Source organism: Enterococcus sp. S53 (genome assembly GCF_016516865.1).
Classification (GTDB): Bacteria; Bacillota; Bacilli; order Lactobacillales; family Enterococcaceae; genus Enterococcus_D; species Enterococcus_D innesii.
The window spans coordinates 1-205 of sequence record NZ_JACVUH010000096.1; the positions used below are offsets into that span (position 1 = coordinate 1).

Genomic DNA, 205 nt, shown 5'->3' on the forward strand with positions numbered 1-205 from the left:
CTCTACAGCTTCATCTGCCGTGAACCATTTTTCTTCATTCATCCATTCACGCAACTGATCAGCTGATTGACCGGTCTTGTCTGAATAAATCGCTAAAATTGAATCATCAATAGTTTCTAAAGCATTCAGCGTTTTTTGGATATCCTGTTTATTGCCCCAAGCGAATGTTGAAGCTTCGTGAATCATCAATGAAGTGCCAACATTC

1 protein-coding gene is annotated in these 205 nt (G+C 39.5%); it reads right to left on the bottom strand.

Annotated features, from left to right (window positions below; translation table 11 throughout):
• Nucleotides 1–205, bottom strand: a 205-nt coding sequence (locus tag IAE45_RS19425) for an ATP-dependent Clp protease proteolytic subunit (protein WP_200127934.1), incomplete at both ends; no start/stop codon positions are given.